Below are 12919 nucleotides of genomic sequence, written 5' to 3'. Positions count from 1 at the left end.
TAACGGGGCGTCAACGGGTACAACCTGAGATTTCCACAGGTGCGCTGCGGCGAAGCGTCACCGGATCATTCCACCTCGACTCGGATGTAGTCGCCGATATTCCCGCGACCCCATACCTGCACCTTCACGTAGGCACCGCCGTTGACGATCACGGTTGCGGCCTCGCGCGACATGCGACCTGCCGAAAGCATCTCCTCCAGCATCGCCCGGTTGCCCTTCGAAGCGAAGAAGCCGTCGCTCGTGTCACCGCGCTGGCGGACGCCGTAGAGGTGGAAGTTGGCGCGATCCTGCCGGAGGATCTGCCAGGGACGCGTCAGTCGCTCACCGCTCGAACTGTAGAGGTCGTCGCGCCCGATGAATGCCGTGTACTCGTCGAGCAGAGCCGGGCGGCGGCTATTCGGCGACATCACCACGTCAGCCTGCGCGCCTGCCTGCAGCGTTCCCGCCGCCACCGCTGCGATTGCGATCAGCACCCGTCGAATCATCGAAGTCTCCCACCCTATCCTACAGTACTATCAGACTCCCCTTCGGTGCTTGATAGAGAGGAATCCGGAGTACCGTTATTATGCTACCGTTATTAGGGGGGTCACTGGTGTCACCTACACGAAGTGACACTGGTGTCACCTAGACGGCCCACGGGAAGATCAGGAAGTAGTGGTTCACCGCCCGGTTTCGGCGGCCGCGCGCGACCTTCTCCAGGTCGATGAAACCCTCCTCGCGTAGCTGCATGATCGCTCGCTTCACGGTGCGCGGGCTGATGTTCAGATCCTTCGCGATCGTCGTCTGCTGGTGCTTCGTGTGATTGTCGTGCCGGTTCATGTGCATGGCGATGAAGATGCCGACGCGCTGACAATCCGCAGATAGGTAATCGCGCCCGAGCACGTGCCGCACCCATTCGTCACGGTCGCGATACCACTCACCGGCTGGCGAGAGTTCAGGCTTGTTCGGAAAGGACATGTTTGGTCGCTCGGCAGAAAATTATGCAATACGCATATTAGCTGTTGACGAGCAATTATGCAAAAGGCATATTCCTCCTCACACCGAACGTGAGGAATGAAGATGGCAAGCGAAGCGCAGATCACCGGCAAGGTCCTCAAAGCCAACGGCAAGCGCGTTGGCATCCGCATCAGCGCCGGCCCGTGGATCGATGGCGTCCCGGCCGATCTGATCAAGGTTCGCCCGAAGAACGGCAGCTTTCCCGCAGAGATCCGCGCTGCATTCACCGTCGAGAACAACAGCGACGGTCGCGAAGATTATTTCGAGGCCGACTGCATCCGTCTCATGCCGGGCCATCCCCTCTACGCCGCTGCCAAAGCCGCCGCCTGACGCTTCGGCTACCCGCGCACTGTCGCGGGCTTCCGAACGTCATCGCAACGAGGCTCCCCGCATGTCTCAGACCCTCGCATCTCCCCGTCGCCCGATCATCAACCGTTTCTGCGAGAAGGATTACGCAGGGCCGATGATCTGGCTTATCGCCGTCGCCACCTGCGTCGGCTTCAGCATGTTCATGGCCGGCATCCTGTTCACGATCATGGCGAACGACGCTGCGACGCGCGTTCAGGTCGCCACGCAAGAATATGGCTCTGTGGCCCCGAGGGGCATGGCCGGGCGCGTGTCTCTGGCGAGCAAGGAGATGGGTCAATGAACGTCTCCGAGCTTCAGGCTGTGCGGGATAAGATCGCGCAGGGATGGACGCAAGAAGTTTGCGCTAGGGACAAGTACGGCGAAGAAACGGCTTCGTGGGAGAACGAGGCTGTTTGTTGGTGCCTTGTTGGAGCGGCTATGGCTACTCGCACGAATACATTCGACATTTCGAAAGCCCTTGGAATTAGCGGAATTGCGGCTTGGAACGACCATCCCGGCCGCACCCAAGCCGAAGTCCTCTCCCGCATAGACGATGCAATCGCCCGCGCCCGTTCCCTCAAGCAGGAAGGGAACTGAGCGATGGCGAGCGAAGCACCTTTCCAGTTGCCCTGCATCGTTGAGAAGATCGACGCGGAAGATCGCTGCTTAGTCGATGCGGATGGCGAGCCGTTGGCGCTCCTCATTGGCGCAGCAAACTGCAAAGCCGGCGCTCTCTACATCTGCCGGGCCGTGGATCTCTACGAACCTCTTTCGCGTCAAAACGCGGCACTGGTCGAAGCCGCCCGTGACGTTCTGAATTACTTCACATCGCGAGAAACCGCGAGCCTGCGCGTCACTGAGTTGACGAAGGCGCTGCGCCTCGCTCTCGCAGAGGAGAAGCAGTGATGCTGTCCCCCAAGCTCGAACTCATCGCCACGCTCGACGCTCTCAGCAAGGCGGTTGATAGCGCGAAGGCCGCCGTCAACCGTGAGAGCTTTGACCTCTCGCACCAAGGCTGCGCGGATCGCATTCACCTCGTCGAGACGCTCGCCAACCCGATCACCAAGACGGCCTGCGAAGCGCTCCATGGCCTGAACATGATGGCGATCGGCCACACGCTGGTGGACGAGGACTATGCGTCCATCATGGAGGACAAGCTCCTCGAACTGCAGGCTGAGGAATACGACCCGGCTTTCACTCGGCAGGCGGAATTAGCGGAAGAAGCTCGTCGCGAGCGGAGGGCGGCGTGATGGGACGACCGACCCTTGGTGCCTCTCCGACACAGCGGCTGCAGATGAAGATCACCGAAGACGAGGTCGCTGCGATCAACGACTACCGCTTCGCAAACCGCATCGCCACGCTTTCGGAGGCCGTCCGCCAGCTGGTCGCAAAAGGCCTGCAGGCGACCTCTGCAACGGAGGCACAGTAATGCTCGCCTTCGCTCACCCGGTGCCGCGCGCCGCCTCCTCCATGGCCTCTGCAATGCGCCACCCGCGGTTCGTCGCCGCCGCCGTCCACTCCCTCCGCCAGCAGGCCGATCGCGCCCGAGCCCGTCATCACGACAGCGAGGTGGAGGCGATCAACCTGCAGATCGAAAAGCTGCTTGAGAACGAGGACGAGCGATGAGCGATTGCCCGCATTGCGCCGCTCATCTCGCGGACGACAACGGCGTTTACAGCCACATCAAGGCGAAGCACGGCAAAGCAAAAGCCCGAGCGTTCCGCCAAGAGCACATGCCGCCGCGCGAACCATCAATCGGTGAAGAGCTTGCCGAGGCGCTGCTCTCCGCTCGCTGCGGCGACGAAGTGCCCGAGCACATCGCCCTCATGTTCCCTAGCGAAATTTCCGAAGCCCGCGCCGCCGGTAGGAAGGATGCAGCATGACCACCGTCATCGTCCCGAACCATGTCTCCGATGCGATCAATGCGGCGATCGACGAGGCTCTGGTGAAAGTGCCTGAAGCTGCACCCGACCGCGCACACTTCTATCAGATGTTGCTCGACCACTTCTTCGAGTTCGGCTTCCTGCCGGAGTTCACGCTCGTCAAGAAGGAAGCCGCTTGATGGACGTCGTTTGGAACGGCACGCCGATCACCGAGAACGGAACCTATGTCGGCATCCCGCTGGCGGAGTATCACGGCAACGTTGATCTGTTCGATGCGCCGTCGATCTCCAAGAGCGCCCTGAAATGGCTCCTGCCGTCGCACGGCGGGTCACCGAAAGCGTTTTGGGGCCGGTGGGCACACAACCCTGCGCACATCGAAGGCAAGCGCTCTGACGCGCTGGATTTCGGCAAGGCGGTCCACTGCCTGCTGCTGGGCGACGAGGTGTTCTCCGAGACCTTCATCATCCGCCCCGAGGAGTTCACCGACTACAAGAAGAAGGCCGCGCAGGAATGGCGCGAGGAAATGCAGAAGGCTGGCATGACGATCGTCACGCCCGAGCAGCTTCTGCAGATCAACCGCATCGCCGAAGACGCCGGGCGATATCCGCTCGTGCAGCAGGGCCTTCTGAACGGTGCCGTTGAGCGTACCATGGCCTGGAAGGACCCGGAGACCGGCCTATGGCTTCGCTGCCGGCCCGACGTGCTGGCGGCCGATGGCATTTTCGCCGACCTGAAGACGGCGGCGAAGTTCGATGAAGACTTCCTCGAGAAGCAAGCCTTCGACGCGGCCTATTACCTGCAGGGCGCGATGACCCGCATGGTCTGCCGCGCGCTCGACATCCCCTTCGAGACCTTCGTGCTCCTCTACGTGCTGACAGACGAGGTGCCCGACACGGCGCATGTCGAGGTCTCCGAGCACGAACTGGACCGCGGCGAAGGCGAAATTCGCTGGGCCCTGCGCACGATCCGCCAGTGCCTCGATAGCGGCGAGTGGCCGGGCGCGCGTCCCTTCGCCGGCGGAGAGCGGCACCTGCAGCTCAAGCCGTGGACGAAAGAGCGGATCGACAACTTCCTTGAGATGGAGAATGCCGCGTGAGCGCCCTTGTCACGACGGAGAACCGCGCCTTGGCTCCGGCCCGCGCGCCCCGCGAGATCATGCCGACCGACGACGCGGTGCCGATGCTGGACACCGCGAAGTTCGAGCACATGCAGCGGATCGCCAACGTCATGGCGTCCACGTCAATGATTCCGGACACTCTGCGGAAAGTGAAGAACGGCGGAAGCGAGGTAGACCTGTCGCCTGGGCAGGTTATCGCGAACTGCTTCTTGGTCGTGAACCAGGCGGTGCGCTGGGGCATGGACCCGTTCGCTGTGGCGCAGTGTGTGTCCATCGTCCACGGCAAGCTTTGCTACGAGGGCAAGCTCGTCTCGGCCGTTCTCGACGCCAAGCTCGGGACGAAGCTCCATCATCACCTGATCGGATCTGGCGAGGCGCGCCGCATCTATCTCAGCGATCGACCTTTCGACGAAGGGGTCATCGCCAAGCTGACGCCCGGAATCCGACTGTTCGACCGTCGCATGTTCGATGGCTCGGTCGCCGAGTGGAAGACCGATGGGAAAGGGACGCCGTGGACGCCGAAGAACTTCGACCGGATGCTGATCTATCGCGGCACCCGCGATTGGGCTCGCATCTATGAGCCGGCCATCATGCTCGGCGTCTATACGCCGGACGAAATGCTGGACCTGTCGGAAACCGCTCGCTCGAACCGGGCGCGCGATGTCACCGGCGAGCGGTCATCGCTATCGCAACGGCTGATCGCGGCGAAGGAGCGATCAACCACGACGGATGAAGGCTTCGCCCGTCCGACAGCGGAGCAGCCCGCTCCCCGGATCGCAGAAGCCGAAGAGGAACAGCCGCAGGAGCCCGACAGCGAGCGTGATGACGCGCCGCCCGCCGATGATGACGGCGAAGACGATCGCACGCCACAGGGCGGCGAAGGGGCTGAGCGTGAGGAGGAACAGGTTGATGCCCGCGGCGCGATCGACAACGCCACGCGCAACCTGCTGGCCGAGGCAGCGTCGAAGTTCCTGACGCTGGCATCGGATGAGACGATGGAGCCGCAGGACCGGCGGGCGCAGCTTGGCGCTACCGTTGCCGACTGGAAGCGCGAGATCCAGCCGGACTTTCACCCTCGCCTGAAACGCGTTCTGGATCGTGCCGATGCGGTTGCGCAGGGCAAGCTCAGCGTCCAAGCGGCGGTCAAGCTGCTGGCGGCAGAGATCGGCGTCAAGGAAGGCGACGTCGAGCCGGCGGGGGCGCGCTGATGTCGTTGATCCGTTTCCCTGACACCGCCTTCTCACTTCAGCCCCTCGGCAAGAAGCAGCGTCGCATCGAAGAGCCTCGGCACCTCGCCTTCATCCGCACCTTGCCGAGCATCATCAGCGGCCAGATGGGTTGCGAAGCCTGCCACATCCGCTTCGGCGATCCTCGCCATCGCAAGCCCATGGCTGGCACAGGACGGAAGCCGGACGACTGGTTCACCGTGCCCATGACGCCGGACGAGCACCGGCACCAGCATTCGATGAACGAGCACGCTTTCTACGAGGGGCACGGCATCAACGATCCCTGCCAGCTTGCGCTCGATATCTACGCCGTCACCGGCGACCCCGACGAAGCCCGCCGCATCATTGCTGAGCATCTGGCTCGCATTGGGCGCGCGATCGGAGAGCCGCGCACATGACCGAGCCCCAAGCACCCAAACACACGGCGCTCCGCGAGGCGCTTCAGCTTCTCTATGCGTTCGCAGGAGAAGGTCTCGGCTGCGAGGTTGGCGATGCTCGCACGCTGGATGCGGGCGAAGTTCTCATCGCGCTGGCTGATGCGCATGGCGTCAAGAACGAGAACGACGGCCCGATGTGGTCGCAAATCTCGGACCGCATCCTGAGCGCCATTGAGATCAGTTCCTCGTCATCCTTCCGTCGAGACAGAGCGTTGCTGGTCACCGACCAAATGCGTGGGTGGTCTGAGGAGGATTGGCTGTTCCTTCGCGAGACAATCTCCGCTGAAGATCGCGAAAAGCTGAAGCGTATCTTCGCGGCCTACGACGCCCCCGCCATTGAGCCCGACCCATCCTCCTCCACTCAAGAGGTGAGAGCGGCGCTGACCGCTGCCCTGCGCTTCATTCGGAATACCGATGACGAGAGCGGCTTCGGCACTCAGCGGATGGAAGGCGATGCCTTCTATCTGAAAGCGTTCCTGCTTGCCGACCGGATCGAAGCCGCCCTCGCATCCGCCCCGCCTGTCCGCACGAACGCGGAGGGCGATCAATGAGCGTCGGTGGCCGTATTATCGAAAAGCTGCCGATGGCTCTGACCGACAGAGAGCATCCTGCCCTGCGCAAAGACGTGGTGCGCTATTGGGTGCTGGACACGTCAGGCGGCGTTCATGACGAGGTCTGCGTCTATGCCGATCCCGCCGCTGTGGAGCCGCAGCTTGGTGACGCCATCTGGTGGCAGGGCGGGCGCATCTTCTTCAACAATGACGAAAGCTGGCTTCGGAAGGTCGGGTTCTCGTTCCAGCCGCCCGCCCCGCTTGTCCGCTCGCAGGAGGATGGGGAATGAGTGCGCTTCTGCAAATGCTCGCGCTTCACGCGCTCTGCGACTATCCGCTGCAAGGCGACTGGCTCAGCAAGGCCAAGAACCACAAGCTGACGCTCGTGCCCGGTGAAGCCATCTGGCCGGGTGCGTTAGCCTGCCACGCCGGGATCCATGCCAGCGCGGTCTGGATGGTCACGCAGTCTTGGCTCTTGGCTGCGTTCGAACTCATCGCCCATTCCGTCATCGACTACGCGAAGTGCGATGGCCGCCTTTCCTACAACCAAGATCAAGCGATGCATGTCGGTTGCAAGGTCACATGGGCTGCTCTGCTTGTGACTTTCGGGGGTTTGCCATGAGCCAGTCGAACGTCGTTCCCCTGAACTTGAAGACTTTAGGGGTGCAGAAAGCGCGCGATCTTGTCGATTTATTGCTGACGCACGGCGAGCGAGCCTATCGGGCCTCCCTCCCGCGCGAGTTCATCGCTGCTCGCGGTCCAGGTTTTCGTCTTGCCTCCCTCTCCTCGGAGACCACCCATGTCTGAGACAGTGCCGGCGGGACTGACGCTTGCCGCCCTTCATCGTGCCAATATCGACCGACAGGCCGCGTGGTGCCCCGATCAAGCCCCCGATCTTTCCTTCCGAGGCAACGAGCTTGCGGGCGAAACGGGAGAAGCCTGCAACGTCATCAAGAAGCTGGAACGCGAGCGGCAGGGCTGGGCCGGGTCGCGCGATACCATCGAGCATCTGGCGGAAGAGCTTGCCGATGTCGTGATCTGCGCGGACTTGTGCGCGGTCACGGCGGGCGTTGATCTTCAAGCCGCCGTCGTCGCCAAATGGAACGCCACGAGCGAGAAGGTCGGGCTCCCGCATCGGCTCGAAGCCGCCCCCGCCCTCCCAACAGCGGAAGCGGACGAACTCCGGGCGGCGCTTATCGTCAAGCTCGATGAATTCTGCGAGGACTACAAGGGCTCTATCTCCATCGGCGCGGCGCACTTACGTCGTCGTTTCTGGCCGCTACTTGCAGACATCCGCGCTGCCCTCTCCGCCACACCAGAGACCGCCAGTTTGCACGAACCCTCCATTGTGGAGGGCGGCATCAAACTTCCATCAAACTCGCCAGAGACCGCCAAGCCCGACACGAGCGCGGCGGATCGCGAAGCCTTCATCGACCTTTTGCGCGGCGAGATGGGCGCAGTTCTCGATGAGACGGAAGATGGATCGGCTTTCGAGGACGATCCTAATTTCGAAGATCGCGTCGAAGGCGTCGTTAGAGCCGTTCTGCCTTTCACGCGCTACGCTGACGGCCCGGTGCCCGCCGCCCTCCATCCAGCGCCAGCCACCGCCTCTAGTGGCGGGATGGCGGAGGCTGCGGCAGTTCTTGCCGATCTCAAGGCCGGCGTTTTCTACAACATAGATGGAAGCCCTCGCCGTGTCCTTGACCGGCTTCAGCTACCAGATCGCGCCGCCTCCACCATCGAAGCCCTCTCGAAGCAGGTCGCGGACTACGCGCGCGATGCCTACCAGTGCGGGCAACGATTGGCGGATATGGAAGCGCGCGCAGAGGCCGCCGAAGCCGCTCTTGCCGAACAGAGCCGCCGCGCGGATGAGGCGGGTAAAGACGACTGGTGGCGGAGCCGCATAAGGCGAGAAGGTGAAAGCTATGAAGACGCGGCACTGCGCGTCCACGCTTCTCCTGTCTACGCCGGCTCATGGGAAGATGCTCGTATCGCCGTGATGGACGCTGAAGCGTTCGCCGCCCGCGCCGCACGTGGAGACGACGCAAATGGGTGAGAGGCTGACGAGGCTTGAGTTGGGAGCCCTCATGGACACGGCCACATGGCCACACGGGCTTCCCTTTAAATGGCGGCCGAAAACCATGCCCAAGTTAGAGGCTAAGGGGCTGGTGTCGCTGGGCCGGATGCCAAATAATTTCGGCGCTTCTTGGATGCTGACCGAAACAGGCCGCGCCGCCCTCCGCGAACAGAAGGACGCGAGCCATGGATAAGCCGGACGTGCGCGCGCTGGCGGAGGACGTGCCGGCGGAGGTGAGAGCCTTGGCACGGAAGACGTGGGACGAAGCCCCCGTCGCGGAATGCCATGCGGATGTCGAGGAGATGATAGCGGGAGCCATCATGGCAGACCGCCGCGCCACCCGCGAGACCGCCAAAGCCGAGGGAAGACGCCAAGGGCTGGAAGAGGCGGCGGCCGAATGGCGGGACGCTGACGAAGCGCCAGAGGGCTGGCACCGAACCTACCGGGTTGGCGAGAAAGGCCCGACCTGGGCGCACTGCGCCATCTTCCCTGGAGATGAGCGCGTCTGGTCGTCACCCACCGGGCACGACACCGTGGCGAACAGCGGCAGCTATGCGGCTCCGACGCATTACCTCGCGGTCGCGATCCCGCCGCTGCCTGACGCCATCCGGGCCATCGCGCAAAAGGCGGAGGGCTGAATGGAGCGCCCCATCAGCTTGGACGAGGCGGCCGATGCTCTCGGCATCACGCCGGCAGATAGCGCCAGCCCGGCCCGATATGTTCGCGACCTGATACGCCGGCACGGTGTGCCGTTCGTCCGCGTCGGTCGCGCTGTGAAACTTCGTCCTGATCAACTTCGCCTGTTGGGCGAGAGAATGGTGCAATGTCCCTCGAACTCAAGCGAGACCCAAAGTCCGGCATCTACCAGATCCATGGAACCGTCACTGTCTGGAAAGGTGGCGAGCCTCATAGCATTCAGATCCGGCGATCGGCCAAAACCCGAGACAAAGGGCAAGCCGACGCCATCAAGCGACAGATCGAAGGCGAAGTCGCGGAACGGAATTACACGGGTCGCGAACCCGCTATCACGTTCGCGGAGGCGGCCGCGCGATATGAACGCAATGGAGGGGAGCGCCGATACCTGACGAAGGTGGTGGCGCAACTCGGCAAGCTGCGCATTGACGCCATCGGCCAAGTCGAGATCGAAGATGCAGCGTTCCGCGCTTATCCCGACCCTGCCTTGTCATCAGCAACGATCCGACGCCAGTTCTACGCACCGGCGCTCGCGATCCTTCGGGCGAATGGGCATCATCCGATCGTCAAGCGGCCATCTGACGGTCAGCAGCGCACCTACTTCTTCACCCCGAAACGCGCGAACGACCTTCTGGAAGCCATCGTCGCGAGCCGATATCCGAACCCTTGGACGCCGGCCTTTGCCACCTTCCTGTTCGGCCAAGGCGTTCGGGTGTCGGAGGCGATCGGCATCGACGGTCGCGACGACATCGATCTCGACAACGGCTATGCGATCCTGCGCGACACGAAGAATGGCGATCAGCGGTCCGTTGCGCTCATCCCGAAGGTGAAGGCGGCGCTCTCGGCAATCCCGAACCTTGGCGACAAGGGGCCGCTGTTCCTGCGCTATGACGGTACGCCCTACGAAGACCTTTCGCATGGCCGCCGGCTTCGCTTCTGGATCAGGGCTTGCGAGACGATCGGCGTGGATCCAGCGATCTATACGCCGCACACCGCTCGGCATTCCTGGGCCACATGGTTCTACGCTCAGACGCTCGACATCGTGCGACTGCGCCAACAGGGTGGATGGAAGAGCGATGCTTGGGAGCGATACGTGAAGATGCCCTATCCAGGCCTTGGCCAGGAGGCGAAGCGACTCGGCTGGGATTTTCGACAGAGGAACGGATCGGGATCAAACTCTGCAAGAAGTTTGCAGGCATCTCGCTGAAATCCGCGTTTGTTCTCGTCTCGGATCGTCAGATTGCCTGAGAAGTCGAGAGATTTCAGAACCCAAAGCGCTAAACAAAACAACGGGTTCTGGCGGAGAAGAAGGGATTCGAACCCTCGATACGGTTACCCGTATACGCCCTTAGCAGGGGCGCGCCTTCGACCACTCGGCCACCTCTCCACCGCCGGAGTTAGCCCAAGCGCCGCTGCTTCGCAAGCCGTCTTCGCTGCAAAAGCGCTTCGGTCGCGCTCGGGCCCTTCCCCGTCAGGCGAAGACGACGGTCTTCTGGCCGTTCAGCATCACCCGGCTTTCCAGATGCATCTTCACGGCGCGCGCCAGGACGCGGCTTTCCACGTCGCGCCCGACGGCCACGAAATCTTCCGAGGTCATGGCGTGGGTCACGCGCTCGACCTCCTGCTCGATGATCGGACCTTCGTCGAGATCGGCGGTGACATAGTGCGCCGTCGCGCCGATCAGCTTCACGCCCCGGCCATGCGCCTGGTGATAGGGCTTGGCGCCCTTGAAACTCGGCAGAAACGAGTGGTGGATGTTGATCACCTTGCCGAACAGGCGCTTCGACAGGTTGTCGGACAGGACCTGCATGTAGCGCGCCAACACCACCAGATCGGCATCGGTTTCGCGCACGAGCGCCAGAAGCTTTTCTTCCTGCTCCGCCTTCGTGTCGCGCGTGACGGGGATGTAGTGGAAGGGAATGGCGTCGATCTCCGCCAGCCGGCGCGCGTCCTCGTGATTGGACACGATGGCGACCACTTCCGCCCGCAGCCAGCCGACCTGGATCTGGTACAGGAGATGGCGCAGCGCATGGTCGAACTTCGACACCATGATGACGATGCGCGGTGCGCGCGACACGTCCACCAGCCGCGTCTTCATGTCGAAACGCGACACCACCGGCTCGATGGCCTTCGCGATGGCGTCCCGGCCGAGCCCGGCCGGCGCGGCGAAGGCGATGCGCATGAAGAACCTGTCGGTGCCGCGATCCCAGAACTGGCTGGATTCGGCGATGTTGGCGCCCCGTTCGGCAAGTTCCGTCGTGACCGCCGAAACGATGCCCGGCTTGTCCGTGCAGGTGAGGTTAAGGATGAAAGCGTCCGTGGCGGAGGTCGCGGGTTCGGAAGGCATCGTGGCTCGCAGGTCTGGAACGGTCGGCGGAAAGGGCGCGGATGTCGGACGCGATCCTTAGCGCATCGGCACCGAGCGACGCGACAAAAAGCGACTTAAGGTCGACACAGAGGCGTCAGCCAAGTGCTTTTTCACCTCATGGATCACGGAAGCTGATTCTCAACATCAATGTCGCGAATGTGAGCTTGCTTCCGAAGCGTCGCTATGAAACTGATCATGACCGAACGGTGGCGAAGGGAAAGGCATTTGACCTGCCAACCCGCTGCTTCGTCATTCCAATTCGGTCAGCCTGTCGAACGGCAATATCCAAGGACGCATCATGGAGGGATTCTTCCAGCAGTTGATCAACGGCCTGACATTGGGTTCCATCTATGGACTCATCGCCATCGGCTACACGATGGTCTTCGGCATCATCGGCATGGTCAACTTTTCACATGGCGACGTCTTCATGGTGTCCGCCTTCTTCGCCCTGATTCTCTTCCTTGTGCTGACCACCTGGCTCGGCGTTACTTCCGTCGCCCTCGCCCTTCTTCTGGTGATGGTGGCCTCCATGATCCTCACCTCGGTTCTGAGCTGGGCAATCGAGCGCGTGGCCTACAGGCCCTTGCGAGGCTCGTTCCGCCTTGCGCCGCTGATTTCGGCGATCGGCATGTCCATCGTCCTGTCGAACTTCGTGCAGATCGCGCAAGGCCCCCGCAACAAGGCCACCCCGCCGATGCTGCGCGACAGCTACACCCTTTGGACCAACGCCGAGGGCTATGGCGTCACGGTCTCGCTGAAGCAGCTCGTGATCTGGACCGTCACCGCCGTTCTTCTCGCCGCCTTCTGGTACGTGGTGCAGAAGACCTCGCTCGGCCGCGCCCAGCGCGCCTGCGAGCAGGACCGCAAGATGGCCGGCCTCCTCGGCATCAATGTCGATTTCACCATCTCGCTGACCTTCGTGATGGGCGCGGCGCTGGCCGCCGTCGCCGGCACGATGTTCCTGATGTATTACGGCGTCATCAACTTCGCCGACGGCTTCACGCCGGGCGTCAAGGCCTTCACGGCGGCCGTTCTCGGCGGCATCGGCTCGCTTCCCGGCGCAGTGATCGGCGGCATCCTCATCGGCCTCATCGAGACCTTCTGGGCGCAGTACGTGTCGGCCGACTACCAGAACGTCGCGGCCTTCTCGATCCTCATCATCGTCCTGATCTTCATGCCGCAAGGCCTCCTCGGCCGGCCGGAAATCGAGAAGGTCTGATCGA

General features: G+C 62.7%; 23 protein-coding genes and 1 tRNA gene. 20 read left to right on the top strand and 4 right to left on the bottom strand.

Translation table 11 applies throughout. The annotated features are described in order from the left end of the window. Positions 1-65: 65 nt before the first annotated feature. Together F9929_RS05125 and F9929_RS05120 are read right to left on the bottom strand one after the other, a co-directional pair. The gene (locus F9929_RS05125; protein WP_235919036.1) at positions 66-485 is read right to left on the bottom strand and encodes a hypothetical protein; all 420 of its coding nucleotides are present in this window, start codon (positions 483-485) and stop codon (positions 66-68) included. 139 nt (positions 486-624) lie between these two features. Next, positions 625-957, bottom strand: coding sequence for a helix-turn-helix domain-containing protein (locus tag F9929_RS05120; protein ID WP_152045466.1), 333 nt, complete (start codon positions 955-957; stop codon positions 625-627). Positions 958-1053: 96 nt separating this feature from the next. Between F9929_RS05120 and F9929_RS05115 the strand changes: the two genes are divergently transcribed. The 19 genes from F9929_RS05115 to F9929_RS05025 all read left to right on the top strand — a co-directional run bounded on the left by F9929_RS05115 (position 1054) and on the right by F9929_RS05025 (position 10535). Then, positions 1054-1326, top strand: a complete 273-nt coding sequence (locus F9929_RS05115; protein ID WP_152045465.1) for a hypothetical protein — start codon at positions 1054-1056, stop codon at positions 1324-1326. 61 nt (positions 1327-1387) lie between these two features. Continuing rightward, positions 1388-1645: a hypothetical protein gene (locus F9929_RS05110; RefSeq protein ID WP_152045464.1), complete on the top strand. Its 258-nt coding sequence runs from the start codon at positions 1388-1390 to the stop codon at positions 1643-1645. Continuing rightward, a complete protein-coding gene (locus F9929_RS05105; RefSeq protein ID WP_152045463.1) occupies positions 1642-1941 on the top strand; it encodes a DUF6197 family protein in 300 nt (99 codons plus the stop codon). The genes F9929_RS05110 and F9929_RS05105 overlap by 4 nt, the downstream gene beginning before the upstream one ends. A 3-nt stretch (positions 1942-1944) precedes the next feature. After that, positions 1945-2250 carry a hypothetical protein gene (locus F9929_RS05100; RefSeq protein WP_152045462.1) on the top strand — a complete coding sequence of 102 codons (306 nt, stop codon included), beginning with the start codon at positions 1945-1947 and terminating at the stop codon, positions 2248-2250. Then, complete coding sequence (locus tag F9929_RS05095; protein ID WP_152045461.1) at positions 2250-2594, top strand: hypothetical protein; 345 nt, start codon at positions 2250-2252, stop codon at positions 2592-2594. Before F9929_RS05100 ends, F9929_RS05095 begins: the two co-directional genes overlap by 1 nt. Continuing rightward, positions 2594-2773 (top strand): hypothetical protein, encoded by a 180-nt coding sequence (locus tag F9929_RS05090; protein WP_152045460.1) that lies wholly within the window; start codon positions 2594-2596, stop codon positions 2771-2773. Before F9929_RS05095 ends, F9929_RS05090 begins: the two co-directional genes overlap by 1 nt. Further along, a complete protein-coding gene (locus tag F9929_RS05085) occupies positions 2773-2970 on the top strand; it encodes a hypothetical protein (protein WP_152045459.1) in 198 nt (65 codons plus the stop codon). The genes F9929_RS05090 and F9929_RS05085 overlap by 1 nt, the downstream gene beginning before the upstream one ends. Further along, on the top strand, positions 2967-3227 hold the full coding sequence (locus F9929_RS05080) for a hypothetical protein (protein WP_152045458.1): 261 nt from the start codon (positions 2967-2969) through the stop codon (positions 3225-3227). Before F9929_RS05085 ends, F9929_RS05080 begins: the two co-directional genes overlap by 4 nt. After that, positions 3224-3406 carry a hypothetical protein gene (locus F9929_RS05075; protein WP_152045457.1) on the top strand — a complete coding sequence of 61 codons (183 nt, stop codon included), beginning with the start codon at positions 3224-3226 and terminating at the stop codon, positions 3404-3406. The genes F9929_RS05080 and F9929_RS05075 overlap by 4 nt, the downstream gene beginning before the upstream one ends. Further along, the gene (locus tag F9929_RS05070; protein WP_210251304.1) at positions 3406-4323 is read left to right on the top strand and encodes a PD-(D/E)XK nuclease-like domain-containing protein; all 918 of its coding nucleotides are present in this window, start codon (positions 3406-3408) and stop codon (positions 4321-4323) included. Before F9929_RS05075 ends, F9929_RS05070 begins: the two co-directional genes overlap by 1 nt. Continuing rightward, on the top strand, positions 4320-5552 hold the full coding sequence (locus F9929_RS05065) for a recombinase family protein (protein WP_152045455.1): 1233 nt from the start codon (positions 4320-4322) through the stop codon (positions 5550-5552). The genes F9929_RS05070 and F9929_RS05065 overlap by 4 nt, the downstream gene beginning before the upstream one ends. Further along, complete coding sequence (locus F9929_RS05060) at positions 5552-5968, top strand: DUF968 domain-containing protein (protein ID WP_152045454.1); 417 nt, start codon at positions 5552-5554, stop codon at positions 5966-5968. Before F9929_RS05065 ends, F9929_RS05060 begins: the two co-directional genes overlap by 1 nt. Next, complete coding sequence (locus tag F9929_RS05055) at positions 5965-6558, top strand: cupin domain-containing protein (protein ID WP_152045453.1); 594 nt, start codon at positions 5965-5967, stop codon at positions 6556-6558. Before F9929_RS05060 ends, F9929_RS05055 begins: the two co-directional genes overlap by 4 nt. Beyond that, positions 6555-6848 (top strand): hypothetical protein, encoded by a 294-nt coding sequence (locus tag F9929_RS05050; RefSeq protein ID WP_152045452.1) that lies wholly within the window; start codon positions 6555-6557, stop codon positions 6846-6848. The genes F9929_RS05055 and F9929_RS05050 overlap by 4 nt, the downstream gene beginning before the upstream one ends. Further along, positions 6845-7180 (top strand): DUF3307 domain-containing protein, encoded by a 336-nt coding sequence (locus F9929_RS05045; protein WP_152045451.1) that lies wholly within the window; start codon positions 6845-6847, stop codon positions 7178-7180. The genes F9929_RS05050 and F9929_RS05045 overlap by 4 nt, the downstream gene beginning before the upstream one ends. Continuing rightward, positions 7177-7365 carry a hypothetical protein gene (locus F9929_RS05040; RefSeq protein ID WP_152045450.1) on the top strand — a complete coding sequence of 63 codons (189 nt, stop codon included), beginning with the start codon at positions 7177-7179 and terminating at the stop codon, positions 7363-7365. The genes F9929_RS05045 and F9929_RS05040 overlap by 4 nt, the downstream gene beginning before the upstream one ends. Then, entirely contained in the window at positions 7358-8614 is a 1257-nt protein-coding gene (locus tag F9929_RS05035) for a MazG-like family protein (RefSeq protein WP_152045449.1), read from the top strand. The genes F9929_RS05040 and F9929_RS05035 overlap by 8 nt, the downstream gene beginning before the upstream one ends. A gap of 206 nt (positions 8615-8820) precedes the next feature. Continuing rightward, positions 8821-9273: a hypothetical protein gene (locus F9929_RS05030; RefSeq protein ID WP_152045448.1), complete on the top strand. Its 453-nt coding sequence runs from the start codon at positions 8821-8823 to the stop codon at positions 9271-9273. 185 nt (positions 9274-9458) lie between these two features. Continuing rightward, a complete protein-coding gene (locus F9929_RS05025; RefSeq protein WP_152045447.1) occupies positions 9459-10535 on the top strand; it encodes a tyrosine-type recombinase/integrase in 1077 nt (358 codons plus the stop codon). A 90-nt stretch (positions 10536-10625) separates the two neighbouring features. On the opposite strand, the gene F9929_RS05020 is transcribed toward F9929_RS05025, so the two are convergent. Then, positions 10626-10715 (bottom strand) — tRNA-Ser (locus F9929_RS05020). Between the two features lie 84 nt (positions 10716-10799). Then, positions 10800-11675, bottom strand: coding sequence for a formyltetrahydrofolate deformylase (gene purU / locus F9929_RS05015; protein ID WP_152045446.1), 876 nt, complete (start codon positions 11673-11675; stop codon positions 10800-10802). 319 nt (positions 11676-11994) lie between these two features. Between purU and F9929_RS05010 the strand changes: the two genes are divergently transcribed. Then, positions 11995-12915: a branched-chain amino acid ABC transporter permease gene (locus tag F9929_RS05010; protein ID WP_152045445.1), complete on the top strand. Its 921-nt coding sequence runs from the start codon at positions 11995-11997 to the stop codon at positions 12913-12915. The last annotated feature ends 4 nt before the right edge of the window (positions 12916-12919 follow it).

The organism is Aureimonas psammosilenae (assembly GCF_009176975.1).
In the GTDB taxonomy this organism is placed as follows: domain Bacteria; phylum Pseudomonadota; class Alphaproteobacteria; order Rhizobiales; family Rhizobiaceae; genus Plantimonas; species Plantimonas psammosilenae.
This window is presented reverse-complemented; position numbering and strand designations above follow the sequence as displayed.

What these genes read in the sequence shown, in the direction of transcription:
- F9929_RS05110 (WP_152045464.1), top strand. Translation starts at nt 1,388, where the DNA reads ATGTCTCAGACCCTCGCATCTCCCCGTCGCCCGATCATCAACCGTTTC.
- F9929_RS05055 (WP_152045453.1), top strand. Translation starts at nt 5,965, where the DNA reads ATGACCGAGCCCCAAGCACCCAAACACACGGCGCTCCGCGAGGCGCTT.
- F9929_RS05095 (WP_152045461.1), top strand. Translation starts at nt 2,250, where the DNA reads ATGCTGTCCCCCAAGCTCGAACTCATCGCCACGCTCGACGCTCTCAGC.
- F9929_RS05115 (WP_152045465.1), top strand. Translation starts at nt 1,054, where the DNA reads ATGAAGATGGCAAGCGAAGCGCAGATCACCGGCAAGGTCCTCAAAGCC.
- F9929_RS05025 (WP_152045447.1), top strand. Translation starts at nt 9,459, where the DNA reads ATGTCCCTCGAACTCAAGCGAGACCCAAAGTCCGGCATCTACCAGATC.
- F9929_RS05105 (WP_152045463.1), top strand. Translation starts at nt 1,642, where the DNA reads ATGAACGTCTCCGAGCTTCAGGCTGTGCGGGATAAGATCGCGCAGGGA.
- F9929_RS05050 (WP_152045452.1), top strand. Translation starts at nt 6,555, where the DNA reads ATGAGCGTCGGTGGCCGTATTATCGAAAAGCTGCCGATGGCTCTGACC.
- F9929_RS05100 (WP_152045462.1), top strand. Translation starts at nt 1,945, where the DNA reads ATGGCGAGCGAAGCACCTTTCCAGTTGCCCTGCATCGTTGAGAAGATC.
- F9929_RS05080 (WP_152045458.1), top strand. Translation starts at nt 2,967, where the DNA reads ATGAGCGATTGCCCGCATTGCGCCGCTCATCTCGCGGACGACAACGGC.
- F9929_RS05010 (WP_152045445.1), top strand. Translation starts at nt 11,995, where the DNA reads ATGGAGGGATTCTTCCAGCAGTTGATCAACGGCCTGACATTGGGTTCC.
- F9929_RS05035 (WP_152045449.1), top strand. Translation starts at nt 7,358, where the DNA reads ATGTCTGAGACAGTGCCGGCGGGACTGACGCTTGCCGCCCTTCATCGT.
- F9929_RS05070 (WP_210251304.1), top strand. Translation starts at nt 3,406, where the DNA reads ATGGACGTCGTTTGGAACGGCACGCCGATCACCGAGAACGGAACCTAT.
- purU (WP_152045446.1), bottom strand. Translation starts at nt 11,675, where the DNA reads ATGCCTTCCGAACCCGCGACCTCCGCCACGGACGCTTTCATCCTTAAC.
- F9929_RS05090 (WP_152045460.1), top strand. Translation starts at nt 2,594, where the DNA reads ATGGGACGACCGACCCTTGGTGCCTCTCCGACACAGCGGCTGCAGATG.
- F9929_RS05125 (WP_235919036.1), bottom strand. Translation starts at nt 485, where the DNA reads ATGATTCGACGGGTGCTGATCGCAATCGCAGCGGTGGCGGCGGGAACG.
- F9929_RS05120 (WP_152045466.1), bottom strand. Translation starts at nt 957, where the DNA reads ATGTCCTTTCCGAACAAGCCTGAACTCTCGCCAGCCGGTGAGTGGTAT.
- F9929_RS05045 (WP_152045451.1), top strand. Translation starts at nt 6,845, where the DNA reads ATGAGTGCGCTTCTGCAAATGCTCGCGCTTCACGCGCTCTGCGACTAT.
- F9929_RS05030 (WP_152045448.1), top strand. Translation starts at nt 8,821, where the DNA reads ATGGATAAGCCGGACGTGCGCGCGCTGGCGGAGGACGTGCCGGCGGAG.
- F9929_RS05040 (WP_152045450.1), top strand. Translation starts at nt 7,177, where the DNA reads ATGAGCCAGTCGAACGTCGTTCCCCTGAACTTGAAGACTTTAGGGGTG.
- F9929_RS05060 (WP_152045454.1), top strand. Translation starts at nt 5,552, where the DNA reads ATGTCGTTGATCCGTTTCCCTGACACCGCCTTCTCACTTCAGCCCCTC.
- F9929_RS05075 (WP_152045457.1), top strand. Translation starts at nt 3,224, where the DNA reads ATGACCACCGTCATCGTCCCGAACCATGTCTCCGATGCGATCAATGCG.
- F9929_RS05085 (WP_152045459.1), top strand. Translation starts at nt 2,773, where the DNA reads ATGCTCGCCTTCGCTCACCCGGTGCCGCGCGCCGCCTCCTCCATGGCC.